This window comes from Tepidimicrobium xylanilyticum (assembly GCF_900106765.1).
In the GTDB taxonomy this organism is placed as follows: domain Bacteria; phylum Bacillota; class Clostridia; order Tissierellales; family Tepidimicrobiaceae; genus Tepidimicrobium; species Tepidimicrobium xylanilyticum.
The window spans coordinates 112708-133243 of sequence record NZ_FNNG01000002.1 but is presented as its reverse complement, the minus strand read 5'-3'; the positions used below and the strand labels follow the sequence as shown (position 1 = coordinate 133243).

The window sequence follows — 20536 nt, the reverse complement described above, 5'->3', positions numbered from 1 at the left end:
ATATAAGGAGGGATTAAAATGGTTCTAGATTTTGCTAAGATCAAAGAAGCGGCTCAAGGATATGAAAAGGATATGACTAAATTCTTAAGGGATTTAGTTCGTATTCCTGGAGAAAGCTGCGGAGAAAAAGGTGTTGTTGAACGTATTGCAGAAGAAATGAGAGCAGTTGGATTTGACAAAGTTGAAATTGACCCAATGGGAAATGTTTTAGGATACATGGGAACAGGAGAAACTCTAATTGCATTTGATGCTCACATTGATACAGTAGGCATAGGAAATAGAGACATTTGGGAATTTGATCCATATGAAGGGTATGAAAATGAAACTGAAATTGGTGGACGTGGAACTAGTGACCAATTAGGTGGAATAGTCAGTTCTGTTTACGGAGCTAAAATAATGAAAGACCTAGGTCTTTTAAATGACAAATACCAGGTATTGGTAACTGGAACAATACAAGAAGAAGACTGCGATGGACTTTGCTGGGAATATATAATAAAAGAATGTAAAATCAGACCAGAATTCGTAGTTTCTACAGAGCCTACAGATGGTGGAATCTATAGAGGACAACGTGGACGTATGGAGATTCGTGTTGATGTAGAAGGAGTTTCATGCCATGGTTCAGCTCCAGAAAGAGGAGACAATGCTATTTATAAGATGGCTGAAATTGTACAAAATATTCGTGACCTTAACGAGAATGATGCTTCTGATGAAAATGAAATAAAAGGATTAGTTAAGATGTTAGATGAAAAATACAATCCACAATGGAAAGAAGCACGTTTCTTAGGACGTGGTACTATTACAGTATCAGAAATCTTCTTTACATCACCAAGCCGTTGTGCAGTAGCAGACTCCTGCTCAATTTCACTAGACCGTCGTATGACAGCAGGTGAAACTTGGGAAAGCTGCTTAGAAGAAATTCGTCAGCTTCCAGCTGTAAAGAAATACAATGCAAAAGTAAACATGTATGAATATGCGAGACCAAGCTATACAGGATTAGTATATCCAATTGAATGCTACTTCCCAACTTGGGTTATACCAGAAGATCATCCAGTAACAAAAGCAATGAAAGAAGCATATACAAACCTTTACGGAACAACACGTGTAGGAACAGAAGAAACTGAAGAAATGAGGAAGGCTCGTCCATTAATTGATAAATGGACATTTTCAACAAATGGAGTTTCAATTATGGGAAGAAATGGAATACCATGTATAGGATTTGGTCCTGGTGCTGAAGCACAAGCTCATGCTCCAAATGAAAAAACTTGGAAAGCAGACTTAGTAAGATGCGCTGCAGTTTACGCTGCTTTACCAACAGTTTATGTTGAAAATAAATAGTTTAAATGAAGTTATAATTAAAGAAAATATTAGTAAGGGACGGGGGACGATATTACCGTCCCTATAGGTTCTTAATTTTAGCTGAAAGGTGGATGGTGAGCAATGACAGAATTAATGAGGGTAATCCCATTTGAAAACATGATTGATATTTGCCTAAATGACTACTATACAAAGGGGAAAATAATGGAAATTGATGAAAAATATTTTTTTAGAGGGAATAATGAAAACCTTTCCATGAATTATAACGGTGAATACTTAAGATTTCCTATAGGACCAGCAGCTGGACCTCATACTCAACTTTGTCAGAATATTTTAACTGCGTACTTGACAGGATCTAGATTTTTTGAAGTTAAGACTGTTCAAGTAGTAGATGGAAGAGAAATGATGAAGATGATTCCAAGGCCATGTATTGATGCTAAAAATGCAGGATACAATGTTGAATGGTCTACAGAACTAACAGTAGAAGAAGCAAAAGAAGAATACATTAAAGCATCAATATTATTGCAAGTTTTTGCAATTGAATTAGGACTGTCTGATGTAAAAGATTTTGTAATAAACATAAGCGTAGGATATGACCTTAAGGGAATTACATCAAAGAAGATTTCAGATTTCATTGATGACTTAAAGGATGCTTCGAACACAGAAATATATAAAGAATGTATTGAAGTATTGAAGAAGAACATAAATAAATTTAAAAAGTTTAAACTAGAGGACATAGAAAAGATAACACCTCATATAACTAATACAGTTACACTGTCAACTATGCATGGTGCTAAACCTGAAGAAATATTTGATATAGCATCACACTTAATAGTTGATAAGAAGATGAACACCTATGTAAAATGTAATCCAACACTTTTAGGATATGACAATGTTAGAAAGATCTTAGATGAGCTAGGGTATAATGATATAGTACTAAAAAGAGAAGGCTTTGACAACGACCTACAATTTGACAATGCAGTTGAAATATTTACAAAATTGAAGAAACTAGGAAAAGAGAATGGTTTAAATGTTGGAGTTAAGCTTACAAATACTCTAGCTGTATATAATGCAAAAGGATATTTAACTGGAGAAAGTATGTACATGTCTGGAAAACCTCTGTATCCAATTGCTATTAACGTTTCTAAAACGTTTGCAGAGGCTTTTGATGGCGATATTAACATATCCTTCTCAGCAGGAATCGATAGAAACAATGTAATAAGTGTTCTTAAGGCAGGTATAGCACCTGTAACATTCTCTACAATCCTTCTAAAACCAAGAGGATATATTAATACAAATGGAATAATAGATCAACTTATTAATGAAGATATTGAATTTGGAAAGCTAAATGTAGATGCTATAAAAGAATTAGCTGAATATGCTAAAACAGATAGTAACTACAGGAATAAAGGCGAAGGCAAACTATTGGAGGATACACTACCAACATTTGATTGCTTTAAGAAGAACTGTGGAATCTGCGTAGATGTTTGTCCAAACAGAGCCAATATAAAGGTTGAAGATAAACATTTTGAAGCGCCATACCAAATACTTCACATAGAGGATAGATGTAATGAGTGTGGAAACTGCCATCTATTCTGTACAAGAGGCGGGTATCCATATTTTAAAAAGCCAACATTATATTCAACTGTTGAGGATTTTGAAAGCTCAAAGAATCCAGGCTTTGTTAAAATTGGGGAAAATAAATACAAAATAAGAGATGAAAAGAAAAATGTATATGAATATGAACCTGATTTTAACAAATCTGATGATGAGAAAGAAAAAATCCAAGTATTACTTGAAACAATAATAAAAGATTATTCTTATATTATTTATTAGTTGATAAGATAATTAAAAAAATTATATGAGTAAAGGAGAAGCAGCAATGAAAAGGAAAGTAGTAATCGCATTGGGTGGAAATGCTTTAGGAAATGACCCAGAATCACAAAAAGAAGCAGTAAAACATACATCTAAATCAATAGTTGATTTAATAGAAGCAGGGAATCAGGTTATTATATCCCATGGTAATGGACCACAGGTAGGTATGATTAACTTAGCCATGGATGCAGCAGCAAAGACAGATGCAGGGACTCCAGAAATGCCATTCCCTGAGTGTGGAGCCATGAGTCAAGGGTATATTGGCTTCCACCTACAGAATGCTATTCAAAACGAATTGAGAAGCAGAGGATTAAATATTCCTGTTGCAACAGTTGTAACGCAAGTTGTAGTAGATAAAAATGACCCAGCATTCCAAAATCCAACAAAGCCTGTAGGCGCATTCTATACCAAGGAAGAAGCAGATAAGATGATAGAAAAGGGCTTCGTATTTAAAGAAGACGCTGGAAGAGGATACAGAAGAGTAGTTCCATCACCAGAACCAAAGGATATAGTAGAAAAAGAATCTGTTAAAGCTCTTGTTGATGCTGAAAATGTTGTAATAGCTGCTGGTGGCGGTGGAATACCTGTTGTTGAAGAAGATGGAAATCTAGTTGGAGTACCAGCAGTAATAGATAAGGATTTTACTACAGCTAAATTAGCTGAGTTAGTAGATGCAGATAGTCTAATAATATTGACTGCAGTTGAGAAGGTAGCAATTAGATTTGGAAAACCAGATCAACAATGGCTAGATAAGCTTACAATCGAAGAAGTTCAAAAATATATAGATGATAAGGAGTTCGCTGAAGGTTCTATGCTGCCAAAGGTGAAAGCTGCCATGAGCTTTGTCACATCAAAACCAGGAAGAAAAGCGCTTATTACATCATTAGAAAAGGCAACTGATGGATTGGCAGGTAAGACTGGAACATGGATAATTTCTAAATAAAGGGGTAATGACTATGATTATAGGAAATGGTATGGTAATAACTAATGACTCAAATAATACCTTTATAGAAAATGGAGCAGTTTTTATTAGAGACAATATCATAGAGGATGTAGGCGGCTTTGAGGAACTCAAAAAAGCTTATCCTGAAGAGGAAGTAATAGATGTAAATGGTAAAGTAATAATGCCAGGAATGATATGTGCACATAGCCACATATATAGTGCTTATGCTAGGGGTATGTTTGTTGCAAAGCCCCAGCGAAACTTCTTTGAGATTCTGGAAAATCTATGGTGGAATCTGGACAGAAAGCTTACATTGGAAGATGTAAAGCTAAATGCATTGACAACTTATATTGAATCAATCCAAAATGGTGTGACTACACTAATAGACCACCATTCTGGACCTAATTCAGTAACAGGAAGTTTATTTGCCATAGCTGAAGCAGCTAAGGAATTAGGTATAAGGACCTCTCTCTGTTATGAAGTATCCGACAGAGATGGAAAAGAAATAACATTAAAAGAAATTAAAGAAAATATCAATTTTATAAAGGAGACTCAAAAAGATGACAATGGCGATATGATAAAAGGGCTATTTGGGCTTCATGCATCCTTTACACTTTCTAATGAAACATTGTACAAGGTAAGAGAAGCAATGGAAGGGGTTTATGATGGCTACCACATTCACGTTGCTGAAGGAATACAAGACCAATATGATTCATTGAAAAAATATGGGAAAAGAGTCGTAGAAAGACTTCATGACTTTGGCATATTAGGTGAACATACAATAGCTGTTCATGGAGTTCATATAAATCAAAGGGAAATTGAAATATTAAAGGAAACTGATACTAGCGTTGTACACAATCCTGAATCAAATATGAACAATGCAGTAGGAGCACCACCAGTGGTATCAATGATTAAACAAGGATTAAGAGTAGGACTTGGAACAGATGCCTATACCAATGATATGTTTGAATCTATGAAGGTTGCTAATATACTACAAAGCCATCAACTGTGTGATCCAACAGTAGGCTTCAATGAAACTAAAATAATGCAATTTGATAACAATCCTAAAATTCTTAGGAAATATTTTAAAAGGGATTTAGGAGTCATAGCTAAGGGTGCCTATGCAGATATAATAACTGTTGATTATATACCATTGACACCAATGAATAAGGATAACTGGTTCGGCCATGCATTGTTTGGGATGACAGGAAGACTTGTTAATGACACAATTATCAATGGTAAGTTTGTTATGAAGGATAGAGAAATCTTACCAGTTGATGTAAAGGAAGTGCTGGCAAAGTCAAGGGAAAGAGCAAATAAGATATGGCCATTAATGTAATTGCATAATATTATTCTGTATATATGTGACAGAATAATAACAAACATGTATGAGGTATTATGCAGCCGTACACTTTATTGCTCAAAGCATACATGTAATAAACTGCTATCAGGAGGAACAATACTATGAAAAATGTTAAATCTGTTAATACATCAGTATTTAGTTTGGAAGGAAATCCAAGTATTAAAACTACAACTCCACTATCTCTTCAACACTTGTTGGCGATGATAGTTGGAAATGTGTTACCTGCATTAGTATTGTCAGGTGCATTGGGATTATCTACAGAACAACAGATACTTTTGGTACAAGCTAGTATGTTCATTGCAGCAATTGGAACACTTCTACAAACCTATCCCATATTAGGGGTTGGCTCAAGGCTACCAATGATTGTTGGTGTAAGCTTTGCTTATATACCTACTATTTTAGCAATTGGCAATGGATATGGAATTGGAGCAATATTTGGTTCTCAATTAGTAGGTGGTCTTGTAGCATATGTAGTTGGTATATTTATCAAAAAGATAAGAAAGTATTTTCCACCAATGGTGGCAGGAACTGTAGTATTTACTATAGGACTTTCTCTATATAAAGTTGCTGTAAACTACATGGCTGGAGGTTTTCAACCAACAGACCCTAGATATGGTGGATTAGTTTACTGGGGTATAGCATTACTAACCCTTGTAGTAGTACTAGTGTGTAATATGTTTGGTAAAGGCTATATAAAACTTGCTGCTATATTGATCGGTATAGTTGTTGGATATATAGCAAGCTTATTTGCTGGTATAGTTTCATTTGAATCTATAGCTTCAGCTTCATGGTTTAACTTGCCATCAATAATGCCTTTCAAATTAGAATTTCCATCAGCAGCAGTAATCAGTATGGTAATTATGTATGTAGTTAATGCAGTTCAAGCAGTTGGAGATTTGTCTGGAACTACAGTAGGAGGAATGGATAGGGAAGCTACAGACGAAGAGCTTTCAGGTGGAATTAAAGGAAATGGTATAACAAGTGTTATTGGTTCAATTATAGGCGGTTTGCCAACAGCTACATACAGTCAAAATGTTGGTATTGTTGCAATGACAAAAGTAGTAAGCTTGAAGGTATTTAGGCTAACAGCTGTTATGATATTGATAGCTGGTTTTATCCCTAAATTTGGTGCATTTATGACTTCTATTCCTCAATGTGTTATTGGAGGGGCAACAATATCCGTTTTTGCTCAAATTACTATGTCAGGCATGAAATTAATAGTACAAGATGAATTGTCAGTAAGAAACACAACAATTGTTGGACTTGGAGTAGCATTAGGTATGGGAATTACTCAAATTCCAGCACAAGGACTACAATATTTACCAGAATGGTTTACAATGGTATTTGCAAGTTCACCAGTAATACTTGCAACTTTAGTAGTGTTTGTTCTTAATATAGTATTACCAAAGAAAACACTTGTAGAAGAACAAGCAGAAAGAGAAGCTATGGAAAGTAAATAAAAATATTAACTTATCATATAGGGTATGATTCCCTATATGATAAGTTTTACCATTATAAGGAGTAAAATCATAAGTTTATAAGCAAGGTGATACTTTGAAAACAGTAATAAAAAATGGAACAATAATAAATACAGAAGGAAGCTTTATAGGAGATATTCTGATTGAGGATGGAAAGATAGAAAGTATTGGGATAAATATAGATATTGATAATTGTAGTGTAATAGATGCAAAAAATAAGCTTGTATTGCCAGGTGGTATAGATGTTCATACCCACATGGATTTAGATTTAGGAAAATACAGAGCAATTGATGACTTCTACACTGGAACAGTAGCAGCTGCCTTTGGAGGAACTACAACTATTGTAGACCATATTGCCTTTGGCCCTGAAGGCTGCAGCTTAAATTACATGATTGATAAATATTATGAGCTGGCAGAAGGCAAAGCTGTTATAGATTACAGTTTCCATGGAGTATTCCAGCATGTAAATGAAGAAGTGCTGAAAGAAATGGAAAAGCTAGTTGAGGAAGGTATATCAAGCTTTAAAATATATATGACCTATGACAATAGGTTAAATGACGAGGACATATTAAAAATACTTATTAAGGCTAAAGAATTAGGAGCGGTAATTGCAGTACATGCTGAAAATCATGGAGCAATTCAGCATTTAAGAGAATATTATGGTTCTTTGGGAAAATCAAAACCCATATATCATGCATTATCTAGACCTGATTCTACAGAAGCAGAAGCCATAAACAGGATGATTTACTTAAGTGAAATAGCTGGATGCCCACATCTCTACTTTGTCCACGTATCCACTAAAAAGGGATTAGATGAGATTATTTCAGCTAGAAGAAGAGGAGTTAAGAACATATACTGCGAAACATGTACACAGTATTTAACATTGACTGAAGAAAGGTATGAAGACGATGTTGATGGCCTTAAATACATTATGGCACCTCCCTTAAGAAAGCAGGAGGATATAGAAGCTTTATGGGAAGGAATTAAAAGTAGTCAGGTTGATGTAATTGCTACTGATCATTGTCCATTTTTTCTTGAGGAAAAGATGGATGGAAAAAGTGACTTTAGAACTGCTCCAGGTGGAGCTCCTGGAGTAGAGGAAAGGGTGGAAATAGTCCTTAGTGAAGGCCTCAAAAGGGGAATTTCCATAAGAACCTTAGTTGATAAGCTAATGACTAGGTCAGCACAGATTTATGGCCTGTATCCAAGAAAAGGAGCTGTGCAGGTAGATTCTGATGCAGATATAATTATTATTGCAAAGAAAGACAAGATTATAACTATTGAAAATAGGCACAGTTCAGCGGATTATACACCCTATGAGGGATTTAAAGTAGACTATGTGGTGGAAAAGGTAATTCAGAGAGGAAAAGTATTAGTAGATAATAACAAGTTCATTGCCAACAAAGGTGATGGAATGTTTTTAAAGAGAAGTAATTTATGTGATTTATAGAAATGGTTCAATAAATTTAAAAACTATAAGAAAAGAGGGGCTTCTATGTTTACAATAAAGGTAAATGGAAAAGAATATCAATGTGAACAAGACATGAAGCTAATGGACTTCCTTCGCGATGAACTGGGAATAACATCAGTAAAGAACGGATGTAAGGAAGGTGCCTGTGGTACCTGTACTGTTCTAATAGATGGCAAAGCAACCCGTGCTTGTATACAAAAGCTATCAAGGTTGGAGGGCAAAGAGATACAAACCATAGAAGGATTTACAGAGAGGGAAAAAGAAGTATATTCTTATGCCTTTGCTGCAGCTGGAGCTGTACAATGTGGATTCTGTATTCCAGGTATGGTTATAGCTGGAAAGGCTTTAATAAACCAACATCCAGATCCAACTAGACAAGATGTGAAAAATGCTATTCGTACAAATATTTGTCGCTGTACTGGATATGCAAAGATCGAAGAGGCTATCTTATTGGCAGCAAAGATGTTGAGAGAAAACCTAGAGGTACCAGAGCTTAAACAAACAGGTAAGGTTGGAGAAAGAGTCTGCCGTGTAGATGCAGTTCCAAAAGCTTTAGGACAAGCTAAATATGCAGATGACTATAAATTTGAAGGCATGCTTTATGGTAAAAATGTATTCAGCAAGTATGCCCGTGCAAAGGTTCTATCTATAGATACAAGTAAAGCTCTTGAAATGCCTGGAGTTGTAGCTGTATTTACAGCAAAAGATATTCCTGGAAATAGATATATAGGTCATTTGGCTAAGGATTGGCCAGGAATGATAGATGTAGGTGAAGAGACAAAATGCATTGGGGATACATTGGCTTTAGTTGTAGCAGAAACTAGAGACCAGGCAGAAGCAGCTGTTAAGGCTGTAGAAGTGGAATATGAAGTATTAGAACCAGTAACAAGTCCAGAAGAGGCTGCTAAACCAGGTGCTCCTCAGATCCACGGAGAAGGATTTATGCATTTTGGCAAATTTAGGGTTCCTGAAAACAACCTATTTGCTCATGAAAAGCTAAAAAGAGGAGATGCAGAAACTGCTCTTGAAAATTCTAAATACGTAGTAGAAGGCACTTTCTATGTTCCACCAACAGAGCACGCCTTTATGGAACCTGAAACGGCAGTGGCATTACCAGACGGGGATGGAGTAATGGTTATTACAGGAGGACAGGGTATATACGATGAATATAATGAGATTAGTGAATATTTAGGTATTCCACATGAGAAAGTAAGAATCAAGAGTGCAGTTGTTGGAGGCGGATTTGGTGGTAAGGAAGATATGAGCGTACAGCATCAGGCTGCTCTTTGTGCATATCTATTGAAAAGGCCTGTAAAAGTATACTTTAGCAGACAGGAAAGTATCAACTACCATCCAAAACGCCATGCTATGAAGATTTATGCGAAAATTGGCTGTGATGAAAATGGTATATTGCAAGGAATGAAGGCTAGACTAATATCTGATACAGGAGCATATGCTTCCTTAGGTGGTCCAGTGCTTCAAAGAGCATGTACCCATGCTGCAGGTCCATATAACTATCAGAATGTAGATATTGAAGGAAAAGCTTACTATACAAACAATCCACCTGCAGGAGCATTTCGCGGATTTGGTGTAACACAATCAGCCTTTGCCATAGAATGTCTTATAAATCAGCTTGCAGAAAAAGTTGGACTTTCAGGATGGGAATTTAGATACAGAAATGCCATAAGACCTGGTCAAGTTCTTCCAAATGGGCAGATAGCAGATGAAGGAACTGCTTTTGCTGAAACATTGGAAGCAGTAAAAGAGAAATTTGAGAAATATGAGAATGATCCTAATTATTATGTAGGAATTGCCTCTGCTATGAAAAATGCCGGAGTTGGGGTAGGGATTCCTGATACAGGACGTTGCAACTTAGTTATAATAGATGGAAAAGTCCATGCTAGATCTTCCGCTGGAGCAATTGGACAAGGTGTACAAACTGTAATATTACAAATGATTTGTGAGACTACAAGATTATCACCAGATAAGATTGTAATAGAACATCCTGATACTAAATATACTCCAAATGCTGGCACTACAACAGCTTCCCGTCAAACTGTATTTACAGGCGAAGCAGCTCGTCAAGCTGCAGCTGAGTTAAAAGCAGATTTAGATAGCGGAAAAACACTGGAGGATTTAGAAGGCAAGGTATATGTTGGAGAATTTGATTTCCCAACGGACCCAATAGGTTCCGATAAGCCAAATCCAGTAAGCCACATTGCATATGGATATGCGGTACAGCTTGTTGTCATAGACAAGGAAGGAAAGCTTGTAAAAGTAGTGTCTGCACACGATGTTGGAAGGGTAATCAATCCACTTTCAATAGAAGGTCAGATAGAAGGTGGAGTTGCTATGGGGCTTGGATATGCTTTAACAGAAGACTTCCCTTTAAAAGATGGGGTACCTCAAGTAAAACTTGGCACATTAGGTCTTTTCAAAGCACCACAAATGCCACCTGTTGAAATTCATCTGATTGAAAAGAATGATCCTAATGGTGTGGCATATGGAGCTAAAGGTATTGGTGAAATTGTAGCTATTCCAGGAGCACCAGCTGTACAAAATGCTTACTATAAGAAGGATGGCGAATTCAGGTATAAATTGCCACTAGAAAACACCTATTATCGCAAGCCAAAGATTAAAAAATAGAAAATGAGAATTTAAAGGGAATGATAAGGAAATGCTTAGGATAAGTGCTATTGTGATGGCTTCTGGCATGAGTAAGCGAATGATGTCAGATAAGCTTCACTTAAAGATTAATGATAAATATATATATGAATATATTTTGGAAACCATTAAAGAATGCGATTTTTACGAAACCATAGTAGTTGCAAAGAATGAAGATATTTTAAGAAAGGCTGAAAGGCTAGGATATAAAGGAATAAAGAATCCTAGATACTATTTAGGTCAAAGCGAATCTATAAAGGCAGCATTGAGAAGTTCAAAGGAAGCAGATGGTTTTATGTTTTTTGTCGCTGATCAGCCTTTTATCAAGCTGACTACTATTCAAAAATTATGTAGTGAATTTGAGTATAATCCATCTAAGATCGTACTACCCTATTACAACGGCACAAGGGGAAATCCTGTAATATTTCCTTTTCATTTAAAAGAGGATCTTTTAAATCTAAAAGAGGACCAAGGGGGTAAAATTGTCATACACAATAATCAAGATCTTGTAATTGGGGTAGATATTCAAACAGAGTATGAGAATTTGGATATAGATACTATAGATGATTATGAAAAGGCTAAGAAACTTGGTATAAATTTATGATAAGCTGAATAAGCTCAAGTATCAAAGGGTTTGTACCCTTTGATACTTTAATCTACGTTATATTTTAAGAAATATAACGAAAGTAAGGAGGGTTATTATGAAAAAGAGATTACTAGTAACATTACTTGTATTTATTATGGCATTTACAGCAGTTGCTTGTACAATAGCCAATGTTGGAAATGAAGTAGAAAAAGTTGATGAAAACCTATTAGAAGAAAGTCCTGATGAAAATAGAGATGAAGAGATAATTTCAGTTGTTGATCATTTGGGAAGAACTGTAACCATTGAAAAAGAAGCTGAGAGAATTGTAAGTGGTTATTACATACCTACATCAGCATTAATTGCATTAGGTTTACAGGACAGGGTAGTAGGCATTGAAGCTAAGGCTGATGAAAGACCCATATACTCTCTAGCAGCACCAGAGCTGTTAGATTTGCCAAATGTAGGAACTGCTAAAGAATTTGATCTTGAAGGATGTATTTCATTAGAACCAGACCTTGTAATTTTACCTATTAGATTAAAAGACCAGATAGAGACCTTAGAAAGCATGGGAATTACAGTAATAGGAGTAAATCCTGAAAATCAGGAGCTTTTATCTGAGATGATTGCAATGATTGGTAAGCTTACAGGTGTTGAGGACTATGAAAAGCTTTTAGATTACTATAAGGAAAAGGACAACCTACTTAAATCTATCCATGCAGATATTGAGAACAAGCCAACAGTTTATCTGGCTGGAAATGGCGGTTTCCTATCAACTGCAACAAAGAATATGTATCAAAACGATTTAATAGAAATTGCTGGTGGAATAAACGTAGCTGGTAATATTGAGGATAGCTATTGGGTTGACATTTCATATGAACAGCTTGTAGAATACAATCCAGAATACATTATAATAGCACCTGAAGCGAAGTACACCAAGGAAGATGTGCTAAATGATAGCAATCTAAAGGGAATTACAGCAATAGAAAAAGGCAATGTGTTTTCTATGCCGAATGAGTTTGAGGCTTGGGGTTCATTAGTTCCCACAAGCATATTAGGTAAAATGTGGCTAGCAAGTATTCTTTACGGAGATGAATATCCATACGATGAGTTTGTTATGGAAAAATACCATATTTAACTCTTCGTCTGCGTAGAACCTTTCTATTAATGTTTTATATTGGCCTGAACCTGCTATATTGTTCCATCCATTTGCACTTCGGTCTGAAACCATGGTGTCAAATTTAACAAGTTGAATATGATATCCTACAATATCAGTTAATGTTTTTAGCTGGAAGTAGGTTTTTTCTATATATTTTGGCAATAGACTTGTCTAACCTACCTATATACAATCTCCGACATTTGCACGTAATAACAAGGGGTTCTACCTTAATTTCTCCACGTTCAACTTTTTTAGTATATCTTTTGAAGCTTTCATGCTCTTTAATTTCTTCCTTTAATACGAAGAAGCGCCCCTGTGGGCCATGCCAACCATAATCATTATATACCAGTTTTGCCTGTACTAGGGTTATTTCAAATATTTTTAAGTTTTTTCGGGAATCATAGGGGCAGGTTTGGCTATATAAATCCCCAGGTGCTCTAGTAACAAAGTTTGCCTTTTCTAAAGGTGTTGGTTCTATTTTGTTTTTTCTATCTCGAGTGAGAATACCTAAAGGAGGTTGCAATGGTCTTTCTCCAAATTTACCATTGATGAAATATGTATATCCTGAGTGCATTTCATCCTTTTCTGGTGGTGGCAATTTGTCCTTTAATGGCATTAGTCTTTCAATTGGAGTACCATCAGGCATTTTCCCACTTCCATCTTCTAATTTGTCATATATCCTCCATAAGCCCACATACCTTCATGAAAATGGGGGTATAGGTGGCAGTACCATATTGCATCTCCAATCATGTGATTATAGCTACCCGCACCATGAAAAATGTCTATGGTATAGCATTCCTGTGGACTTATGGAAATAAAGTCTATAATAGTAGACTTCGGGTCATCAGGCTCTAATCTCCACTGATGGTTGTAAAGATGGAAAACGTGAGTTTCCTTTATGCCAGCGTTTATGAGTCTTATCTTTGCAGAATCTCCTGCATAAGGCCTTAATAGCTCGATTGCAGAGTCTCCATATAGCCACGAACTCATGAAAATATCTTCACCAGATACTATATGCTCATCCCCATCCGTAGGATAGTCAAGTGACTTTCGATTTCACATAGGTTCTGAGCGATAGCTTACTCCTATAGCCGATGATGGTAAATTAGTATTGGGATTTATAGGTGTTTCGCCATTTTTATCTTTTATTTCCATCTTATCATGGAAGAAGACTATATATTCCATGAAGGTTGGTTTAGTGGGGTGGTAGATATCTGCAAACAATCCGCTTTCTAGAGGCTCTCCAGTGACTGGGTCAAACCATGTTGATTCTGCTTCTTCAACAATAATAGCAGCAAATAGACCATGGACATTTGTACCTAATTCATTGCTTCTTGTATCTGCATGTCGCTGAAAAAGTAAATTCCCTCCTTTTCGGAATAATAAGTGTAGTGTGCACATTGTCTGTAGTAATATCTCTATTGTATCCAACATTTGTTCCATCAGAAGTCTGAACATCGTATTTTAACCCTTACACGTGAAGGGATACTCTCCTATTAAGTTTATTGTATAGATTTATACATATCTCATCACTTACATTTCCTCTTATAACCAGAGGTTGAACCTCTTTATAGTGCTGAGGTGGTGACATTTCAAGGTACTTTTAGCCATTTTTGAATTCTACTTGAGTCTTTTCTCAATACAAATATAAGGCCATTTGGATCATGATATCCATATTTGTTATATACAATTGGAATGGATATGGCTTCTATATCGAAAGTTCTAACAGTACGAGGACCTAGATAATTTTTTAACTTTTTCATATTCACTCTTCCTTTTATTTTACTGGACAAACTTATTGATTAAGTACTATATTTGTTATAGATTTGGAAAGGGTATTGGATTATAAATTAAAAGACTATGTACCTGAAAATTCTATGGTGAAATACTAATGTTTAATAAAAAAATAATTGTCCTAGGCACAGTTTATTTTGTTACGCAGTGATGTATTATCTATAAAATATGTGTTTTTCCTTGAAATATAACTAATAGAGTGTAAAATATAATTGGGTATGAAAAGTATGTATATATTGCTATTACTTTGAGTAAGACTTAATTTACCAGATAAAGTTTAAATATATAGAAATATATTATGAAAGGGGTGTCTTATATGAAAAAAATAGGATTTATAGGATGTGGCAATATGGGGGAAGCTATGCTTTCAGGTGCTTTAAATTATGGATTCGTAAAAAAGGAAGATGTTATTGTATATACAAAGAGCATTGAAAATCTTGAAAGATTGAACAAAAAATATAATGTTGTTATGGCTAAGGATAGCAAAGATGTAGCTGAAAATGCTAGAATAAATGTTCTTGCAGTTAAACCTGATATTTATAGTGAAGTTATAGAAGAAATTAAAGATAAAATTTCTAAAGACTCTATAGTTATTGCTATTGCACCAAATTTTTCCATAAATGTGATCAAGTCTATGTTTGATAAAGATGTAAAGGTAGCAAGGGCAATGCCAAATACTCCTGCTATGATTGGATGTGGCATTACAGGAATATGCTTTTCAGATAATATGACTATAGAAGAAAGAAAGGAAATCCTGAAGTTTTTTACAAGTTTTGGCGAAGTTATAGAAGTTAAAGAAGACTTAATGAAGGCAGTAGGTTCTGTAAGTGGTTCATCTCCAGCCTTTATATATATGCTAATTGAAGCCATGTCAGATGGAGCAGTTCTTTTAGGAATACCAAGAAAAGATGCCTATAGATTTGCTGCAAAGGCTGTTGAAGGAGCTGCAAAAATGGTGCTAGAAACTGGGAAACATCCGGGAGAACTTAAGGATGCAGTTTGTTCACCAGGAGGAACAAGTATTGAAGGTATTATTAAGCTGGAAGAAAAAGGTTTTAGGAGTGGTATCATAGAGGCTATGCTAAAATCAGCAGAGAAGTTTTATAGTATGGAGGAAAAGGAAGAGAAAAAGTATATGAAAATTGAGTAATATAGCATTATAGTATAGATAAGTTAGAATACTTTTAATTAAATATTGGATGTCAAAATGATTCATATAGCTATATGATGAGAAGGTTACTGCTGAGCTTATAGAAAGGTATGTGAAAAGTTGGGCAAACAAAAGAGGAGTAAAGGCTGCAACAAAAGCTTTCTATAGTGTTGAAAGCTTTGATTTTACCTAGAGCATGGACAAAAGCTTTAATATAGTTTTACTGGATATTCAAATGCCAGGACTAAATGAGGTTGAATTAGTTAAAAGAATAAGAAATAAAAGACCAATTGATAAGTATTATATTTATAACTGCCATTGTTGATTATATACAGAAAGGATATGATGTAGAAGCAATAAACTACCTTATTAAGCCAATAGAAGAGAAGAAACTATGGTAGTGTTTAGATAAAGCAGCTAGTAAGATAGAGAAAGAGGATAAATCAATTCTCATAGATGTAGATGGTCATATTATCAGGATTATTCATGATGATATAACATTTATAGAGGTAAGCTCTCATTTCATAAATATACATATTGCTGATGAATACATGATTCAAAAGAATATAGGTGACGTAGAGAAAGAATTGGATGAAAGCAGGTTTATTAGATGTCATAGATCCTATATTGTTGGATTGAAGCACATAAATAAAATAGGTAAAAAGGGTGGATAGTATTGTTGGGAAATATAATGGCTTTGTAAAGAGACAGTCAGAGGAAGGAGTATTTGCCACGGTAATAATGTTGCCAATATAAAGTACCATTGGTGTTATATTTACGACCGTTGGTGCTTTTTTTATACATAAACATATGACTATTGTTATCATATACTTAAGGTGATAGATATGAAGGAGAAAAGGAAGAAAACAAAACCCAAACATTTTACATGGAACAATACTGTTTATTTAATAAAAAATCTTTGGACATGGGATAAGATACTGTTCTTAATATGTGGAGTACAGATTGTGGTAACAGTAGTTATTCCATTACTAGAGATATACTTACCGAAGATATTGCTAGATTCCATGCCAAGTAATGTAAATTTCCTTCAGCTATTAAAAAACATAGGATACCTATTAATATCCTGGTACAGATAAGTATGCTCAAGAATGTTTCTATGAAATTGAAAATAGGTAAATGTTTAGCAATAGTAGGTATGAATGGTTCAGGTAAGACTACATTTATAAAGCTATTATGCAGGCTATATGACCCAAATGAAGGTGAAATACTTCTAAATGGAATAGATATTAAAAAATATAATTATGAAGAATATAAGGGGCTATTTTCAGTAGTATTTCAGGACTTCAAACTATTTTCCTTCTCTTTGGGAAGAATGTTGCTACTTCAGTAGACTTCTATGAAAGTTATGTGATGGTTACTATAGAAAAAGTTGGATTAAGATAAAGAATAGATAAGATGTCTAAAGGTTTGCATACACCTTTGTATAAGGACTTTGATGAAGATGGAGTGGAAATTTCAGGGGGAGGCTCAAAAGATAGCTTTTGCTAGAGCCTTATACCGTGATGCACCTAGAATAATATTAGATGAACCAACAGAAGCTTTGGATCCTATTTCTGAATTTGAAGTATACTCAAAATTCAATGAAATTGTAGGCAATAAAATTGTCCTTTATATATCTCATAGGCTTTCATCCTATAGATTTTGTGATATAATTGCAGAAGTGACTGAGGGAGGAGAAAAATATAACGATTTTACAGCTGGGCAGGTAAAAACTATTGTTGTTCCAGTCGCATATGTGGCTAATGTTGAAAATATAGATACAAGTTCAGGAGGTTCTGATATTGAGGTGACGAAAGTTACCGTGAACGAATTCGCCTAGCTCCAGAGAGTTTTTCTGTGGCTGGACCAGAAGGAGCATATATTTATTGGGCTCAGACTGCATATGTAAATATAACCCGATATATCAGTTACATCATCTGCTCCATGAGTAGTTGATATAGTAGTATTGATGAAAGGTAGAAAAATACCTACGCAGGATATACTTGATAAAGTGGAAGCTATTGTGAGCGCAAAGAATCGCAGGCCCTTAACAGACAATGTTCAGGTGTCAGCTCCAGCGGAAGTAAGTTACAATATTAATTTGAATTATTATATTAGTGTTGATAGACAAGCTGAGGAACTGATACTTAAGAGTACTATAGAAGCTATAATGCATGGCAATCAGAAAAACTCGGCCGAGATATTAACCCAGATTATCTAAGGCAACTAATACTTAATGCAGGGGCTTATCGAATTGATATTACTAAGCTAGCGTTTACTACTGTAGAATTCAATCAAGTAGCCAAAATGGTGACTGTGAATATAGCATATGGAGGATTGATATAGATGATAACACTTAAAGATGTTGACCTTCTTAGTTTGTAAACATCATATATGAAACAGGATCCTACTACACAGGCCTTATGTGCTGCACTTAATCCACATTTTTATCAACTGGCTGACGAAGTGAAAGTTTGTATGATGCTATTGCAGGTGAATGAACTTGACAATTCAGCATTGGATGAGTTGGCATGGCAATTACATGTAGATTGGTATGATGCACATGCTGATATTGAAGTAAAAAGGCAGTTGATCAAAAATGCAATAAAGGTATACCGATACAGAGGAACACCATATGCAATAGAGCAAGTTATAGAAGATTATTTTGATGATGGAGAAGTTGAAGAATGGTTTGAATATGGCGGAGACCCATATTATTTCCGCGTGATAACAAGTAATACTGCAGTAATTGGAGAATTAGCTGATTAATTTGCAATGGCAATTGAAAAGGTAAAAAATGTTTGTTCTAGACTAGAGCAGGTTATTGTTGCAATGTCTGCAGAATTGCCAATATATTTTGGAACTGTACTGCATGTTGGAGACATATATACAGTAGAACAGGTGGTGTAGATTATGAGTTTTGGAGTAATACAAATTACTAATAAAGGACATGCTTTTCAAGCGAAAGCTTTGACAGGAGTGCAGCTTAATCTTACAAGAATTGGAGTTGGATAATTAAGTGGGCAGACCATTGCAGAACTTAATAGCTTAATAAATTAAGTACAATCTATAACTTTAAGTATATTAAAGATACTTCCTGGAGGAAAAACTAAAATCGGGGAAGTGCTATCGAATCAAAAACTTACAAACGGATTTTACTGGAGGAATTAGGAGTATTTACTGATGATTCAGACCTTGGCGAAATTTTATATTGTTGCGGTAATGCTGGAGCATTAGCAGAATATATTCCTTGACCAAGTTTTTCTGAAATACTGGAAAGACAAGTTAATGTTATAACAATTGTGGGAGATGCACCAAATGTGTCAGCTACAATTGATCAGTCTTTGATATTTGCTACTCGCGAGGCTATAAACGATGCTGTAAAAGCATTTGCAGGAGAAGGAAATACCAAAACAGTTAAAGAGTTAGATGATACTGTTAAGACACACTTGGCAAAAAAGGCGACACAAGAACAAGATGGTTATATGACAAAAGAGGATAAAACTAAATCAGATGGAATAGAAGAAGGTGCAAGGAAACTCGAAAATGTAGAGAATATAAAGCAAATTCCTATAAGTGGGGGTGTTTTTACTGTACTTTCAAAGGCTTATCCTAATACATTACATAATATAGCACAGTTAAGAAATGCTATTATATCTCCTAATGATACAAATGTAAATTGGAGAAATTTGGTTTAGGCATAAATAGTGATATAAAATGGCTAAAACAAGTATAGTAGCTAGTGACACATATAAAGTGTATACAAGACGTGAACTAGCTGACAGTCCAAAAGTTGGATATAGTGGAAACTATGTTTATGCTTATGTATATATTTTCGATAAAGATGAAGGATATACATGGAGTTGGCAAACAGATTGGGTAACGCAGAAAGCTAATGCGACTTATAGGGCAGAACTTGTATTGGAAAGTGAATCTGGTTCATATATAACGTATAAATTAATTTTGTATGAAACTGTTCTTGAACCACCTTCAACGCCTTCAAGTATTACAATACCAACAGAAATAAGAGTTAGAGATGCAATAACAATTTCGTGGAGTAGCAGTTATGGTGCCACAAGGTATTATTTAGAAAGACAAGTTAATGGAGAAAGTTGGATACAAATATATAGTGGAACTGCTAGAAGCTATACTGATACAGTTTTGGAAGGCTGGAATACTGTAGCATATAGAGTTAGAGCATACAATTCAGATGGATATAGCAGCTATAGAACTTTTTCTACTATTACTATAATACATTTTCCATAACTTAAAGTAAAAATAAATGGAGAATAAAAACTATTGACAAAGGTTGGGTCAAAGTAAATGGAGAACTGAAGGAGGTGTACTAATATGCAAGTAGTAGAATATAAGGTTGAAGGAAATATATTGATAGTAGCTTTTAAAGTAGACAATTTTGCAGTATACACTTCAATTAGCTTATGATAAAACTAGGGAAGAGTTATTACAGAAATCCTATGAAAAATGTAAGCAATTTATAGATTATGAGGGAACACTAAAAGAACATAGTTTTTAACAGATGAAGAAGGAGAAGAATTTATTTCTGAACCACCTAAGCCTAAATATTTAGAAATAAATAAAATATGTTGGAACGAGAAGACTAGGGCATTGATATTCAGTAACTAAAGGTAAATTTTCAAAGTTTATAGTAGTTTTAGTAAGACTATTAAATATTGCATTTACATTGGGAGTATTTTATTTATTTCTGAAAACAGGAGGTAATG

The 20536-nt window shown here is 34.9% G+C and carries 23 protein-coding genes; 19 read left to right on the top strand and 4 right to left on the bottom strand.

Annotated features, from left to right (window positions below):
* Nucleotides 1-18: 18 nt before the first annotated feature.
* The 9 genes from BLV68_RS02845 to BLV68_RS02805 all read left to right on the top strand — a co-directional run bounded on the left by BLV68_RS02845 (nt 19) and on the right by BLV68_RS02805 (nt 12829).
* A complete protein-coding gene (locus BLV68_RS02845; protein ID WP_093750705.1) occupies nt 19-1335 on the top strand; it encodes a YgeY family selenium metabolism-linked hydrolase in 1317 nt (438 codons plus the stop codon).
* Nucleotides 1336-1437: 102 nt separating this feature from the next.
* Nucleotides 1438-3150 carry a hypothetical protein gene (locus BLV68_RS02840; protein ID WP_093750703.1) on the top strand — a complete coding sequence of 571 codons (1713 nt, stop codon included), beginning with the start codon at nt 1438-1440 and terminating at the stop codon, nt 3148-3150.
* A gap of 46 nt (nt 3151-3196) precedes the next feature.
* Nucleotides 3197-4132: a carbamate kinase gene (gene arcC, locus BLV68_RS02835; RefSeq protein WP_093750701.1), complete on the top strand. Its 936-nt coding sequence runs from the start codon at nt 3197-3199 to the stop codon at nt 4130-4132.
* A 13-nt stretch (nt 4133-4145) separates the two neighbouring features.
* Nucleotides 4146-5471 (top strand): putative aminohydrolase SsnA, encoded by a 1326-nt coding sequence (gene ssnA, locus BLV68_RS02830; RefSeq protein WP_093750699.1) that lies wholly within the window; start codon nt 4146-4148, stop codon nt 5469-5471.
* A 125-nt stretch (nt 5472-5596) separates the two neighbouring features.
* The gene (locus BLV68_RS02825) at nt 5597-6955 is read left to right on the top strand and encodes a uracil-xanthine permease family protein (protein ID WP_093750697.1); all 1359 of its coding nucleotides are present in this window, start codon (nt 5597-5599) and stop codon (nt 6953-6955) included.
* A 94-nt stretch (nt 6956-7049) separates the two neighbouring features.
* Nucleotides 7050-8423 carry a dihydropyrimidinase gene (hydA, locus tag BLV68_RS02820; RefSeq protein WP_093750695.1) on the top strand — a complete coding sequence of 458 codons (1374 nt, stop codon included), beginning with the start codon at nt 7050-7052 and terminating at the stop codon, nt 8421-8423.
* Between the two features lie 45 nt (nt 8424-8468).
* Nucleotides 8469-11090: a selenium-dependent xanthine dehydrogenase gene (gene xdh / locus BLV68_RS02815; RefSeq protein WP_093750693.1), complete on the top strand. Its 2622-nt coding sequence runs from the start codon at nt 8469-8471 to the stop codon at nt 11088-11090.
* Nucleotides 11091-11121: 31 nt separating this feature from the next.
* Entirely contained in the window at nt 11122-11712 is a 591-nt protein-coding gene (locus BLV68_RS02810; RefSeq protein WP_093750691.1) for a nucleotidyltransferase family protein, read from the top strand.
* 97 nt (nt 11713-11809) lie between these two features.
* The gene (locus BLV68_RS02805; RefSeq protein WP_093750689.1) at nt 11810-12829 is read left to right on the top strand and encodes an ABC transporter substrate-binding protein; all 1020 of its coding nucleotides are present in this window, start codon (nt 11810-11812) and stop codon (nt 12827-12829) included.
* A 133-nt stretch (nt 12830-12962) separates the two neighbouring features.
* Here the strand turns inward: BLV68_RS02805 and BLV68_RS02800 are convergent, their stop codons facing one another.
* From BLV68_RS02800 to BLV68_RS15355, 4 genes are all read right to left on the bottom strand, one after another.
* Nucleotides 12963-13496, bottom strand: a complete 534-nt coding sequence (locus BLV68_RS02800) for a hypothetical protein (RefSeq protein WP_093750687.1) — start codon at nt 13494-13496, stop codon at nt 12963-12965.
* A gap of 17 nt (nt 13497-13513) precedes the next feature.
* Nucleotides 13514-13840, bottom strand: a complete 327-nt coding sequence (locus tag BLV68_RS02795) for a hypothetical protein (protein ID WP_093750685.1) — start codon at nt 13838-13840, stop codon at nt 13514-13516.
* A 66-nt stretch (nt 13841-13906) separates the two neighbouring features.
* Nucleotides 13907-14308, bottom strand: a complete 402-nt coding sequence (locus tag BLV68_RS02790) for a hypothetical protein (protein WP_093750683.1) — start codon at nt 14306-14308, stop codon at nt 13907-13909.
* A 134-nt stretch (nt 14309-14442) separates the two neighbouring features.
* A complete protein-coding gene (locus BLV68_RS15355; protein WP_159428596.1) occupies nt 14443-14613 on the bottom strand; it encodes a hypothetical protein in 171 nt (56 codons plus the stop codon).
* Nucleotides 14614-14960: 347 nt separating this feature from the next.
* On the opposite strand from BLV68_RS15355, the gene proC reads away from it, so the two are divergent.
* The 10 genes from proC (at nt 14961) to BLV68_RS02750 (ending at nt 20060) form a co-directional block, all read left to right on the top strand.
* Entirely contained in the window at nt 14961-15794 is an 834-nt protein-coding gene (proC, locus tag BLV68_RS02785; protein WP_093750681.1) for a pyrroline-5-carboxylate reductase, read from the top strand.
* 425 nt (nt 15795-16219) lie between these two features.
* Entirely contained in the window at nt 16220-16468 is a 249-nt protein-coding gene (locus tag BLV68_RS16225; protein ID WP_093750679.1) for a LytTR family transcriptional regulator DNA-binding domain-containing protein, read from the top strand.
* 171 nt (nt 16469-16639) lie between these two features.
* Nucleotides 16640-16891 (top strand): hypothetical protein, encoded by a 252-nt coding sequence (locus tag BLV68_RS02775; protein ID WP_093750677.1) that lies wholly within the window; start codon nt 16640-16642, stop codon nt 16889-16891.
* Between the two features lie 2 nt (nt 16892-16893).
* Nucleotides 16894-17145 carry an ATP-binding cassette domain-containing protein gene (locus BLV68_RS15645; RefSeq protein WP_268807603.1) on the top strand — a complete coding sequence of 84 codons (252 nt, stop codon included), beginning with the start codon at nt 16894-16896 and terminating at the stop codon, nt 17143-17145.
* Between the two features lie 105 nt (nt 17146-17250).
* A complete protein-coding gene (locus BLV68_RS15640; RefSeq protein ID WP_200773613.1) occupies nt 17251-17634 on the top strand; it encodes a P-loop NTPase family protein in 384 nt (127 codons plus the stop codon).
* 17 nt (nt 17635-17651) lie between these two features.
* Nucleotides 17652-17750, top strand: a complete 99-nt coding sequence (locus BLV68_RS16220) for a hypothetical protein (RefSeq protein WP_399263347.1) — start codon at nt 17652-17654, stop codon at nt 17748-17750.
* Nucleotide 17751: 1 nt separating this feature from the next.
* Nucleotides 17752-18015 (top strand): baseplate J/gp47 family protein, encoded by a 264-nt coding sequence (locus BLV68_RS02765; RefSeq protein WP_268807608.1) that lies wholly within the window; start codon nt 17752-17754, stop codon nt 18013-18015.
* A 173-nt stretch (nt 18016-18188) separates the two neighbouring features.
* Nucleotides 18189-18563: a phage tail protein I gene (locus BLV68_RS02760; protein WP_093750673.1), complete on the top strand. Its 375-nt coding sequence runs from the start codon at nt 18189-18191 to the stop codon at nt 18561-18563.
* Between the two features lie 551 nt (nt 18564-19114).
* A complete protein-coding gene (locus BLV68_RS02755) occupies nt 19115-19492 on the top strand; it encodes a hypothetical protein (RefSeq protein WP_093750671.1) in 378 nt (125 codons plus the stop codon).
* 19 nt (nt 19493-19511) lie between these two features.
* A complete protein-coding gene (locus BLV68_RS02750; RefSeq protein WP_093750669.1) occupies nt 19512-20060 on the top strand; it encodes a fibronectin type III domain-containing protein in 549 nt (182 codons plus the stop codon).
* The last annotated feature ends 476 nt before the right edge of the window (nt 20061-20536 follow it).